Origin of the sequence: Citrobacter sp. W9 (genome assembly GCF_026719375.1) — a bacterium.
Taxonomy (GTDB): Bacteria; Pseudomonadota; Gammaproteobacteria; order Enterobacterales; family Enterobacteriaceae; genus Citrobacter; species Citrobacter werkmanii.
The window spans coordinates 1-1,729 of record NZ_JAPPTE010000066.1; the positions used below are offsets into that span (position 1 = coordinate 1).

Below are 1,729 nucleotides of genomic sequence, written 5' to 3' on the forward strand. Positions count from 1 at the left end.
ACTGCTCTTTAACAATTTATCAGACAATCTGTGTGGGCACTCGAGGATACGGATTCTTAACGTCGCAAGACGAAAAATGAATACCAAGTCTCTGAGTGAACACGTAATTCATTACGAAGTTTAATTCACGAGCATCAAACTTAAATTGAAGAGTTTGATCATGGCTCAGATTGAACGCTGGCGGCAGGCCTAACACATGCAAGTCGAACGGTAGCACAGAGAGCTTGCTCTCGGGTGACGAGTGGCGGACGGGTGAGTAATGTCTGGGAAACTGCCCGATGGAGGGGGATAACTACTGGAAACGGTAGCTAATACCGCATAATGTCGCAAGACCAAAGAGGGGGACCTTCGGGCCTCTTGCCATCGGATGTGCCCAGATGGGATTAGCTAGTAGGTGGGGTAACGGCTCACCTAGGCGACGATCCCTAGCTGGTCTGAGAGGATGACCAGCCACACTGGAACTGAGACACGGTCCAGACTCCTACGGGAGGCAGCAGTGGGGAATATTGCACAATGGGCGCAAGCCTGATGCAGCCATGCCGCGTGTATGAAGAAGGCCTTCGGGTTGTAAAGTACTTTCAGCGAGGAGGAAGGCGTTGTGGTTAATAACCACAGCGATTGACGTTACTCGCAGAAGAAGCACCGGCTAACTCCGTGCCAGCAGCCGCGGTAATACGGAGGGTGCAAGCGTTAATCGGAATTACTGGGCGTAAAGCGCACGCAGGCGGTCTGTCAAGTCGGATGTGAAATCCCCGGGCTCAACCTGGGAACTGCATCCGAAACTGGCAGGCTAGAGTCTTGTAGAGGGGGGTAGAATTCCAGGTGTAGCGGTGAAATGCGTAGAGATCTGGAGGAATACCGGTGGCGAAGGCGGCCCCCTGGACAAAGACTGACGCTCAGGTGCGAAAGCGTGGGGAGCAAACAGGATTAGATACCCTGGTAGTCCACGCCGTAAACGATGTCGACTTGGAGGTTGTGCCCTTGAGGCGTGGCTTCCGGAGCTAACGCGTTAAGTCGACCGCCTGGGGAGTACGGCCGCAAGGTTAAAACTCAAATGAATTGACGGGGGCCCGCACAAGCGGTGGAGCATGTGGTTTAATTCGATGCAACGCGAAGAACCTTACCTACTCTTGACATCCAGAGAACTTAGCAGAGATGCTTTGGTGCCTTCGGGAACTCTGAGACAGGTGCTGCATGGCTGTCGTCAGCTCGTGTTGTGAAATGTTGGGTTAAGTCCCGCAACGAGCGCAACCCTTATCCTTTGTTGCCAGCGGTCCGGCCGGGAACTCAAAGGAGACTGCCAGTGATAAACTGGAGGAAGGTGGGGATGACGTCAAGTCATCATGGCCCTTACGAGTAGGGCTACACACGTGCTACAATGGCATATACAAAGAGAAGCGACCTCGCGAGAGCAAGCGGACCTCATAAAGTATGTCGTAGTCCGGATTGGAGTCTGCAACTCGACTCCATGAAGTCGGAATCGCTAGTAATCGTGGATCAGAATGCCACGGTGAATACGTTCCCGGGCCTTGTACACACCGCCCGTCACACCATGGGAGTGGGTTGCAAAAGAAGTAGGTAGCTTAACCTTCGGGAGGGCGCTTACCACTTTGTGATTCATGACTGGGGTGAAGTCGTAACAAGGTAACCGTAGGGGAACCTGCGGTTGGATCACCTCCTTACCTTAAAGAACCGACCTTTGTAGTGCTCACACAGATTGTCTGATGAA

General features: G+C 52.9%; 1 rRNA gene. It reads left to right on the forward strand.

What is annotated here, in order from left to right:
• Nucleotides 1–142 precede the first annotated feature (142 nt).
• Nucleotides 143–1,682, forward strand: a 16S ribosomal RNA gene (locus tag OOJ59_RS27810).
• Nucleotides 1,683–1,729: the final 47 nt, after the last annotated feature.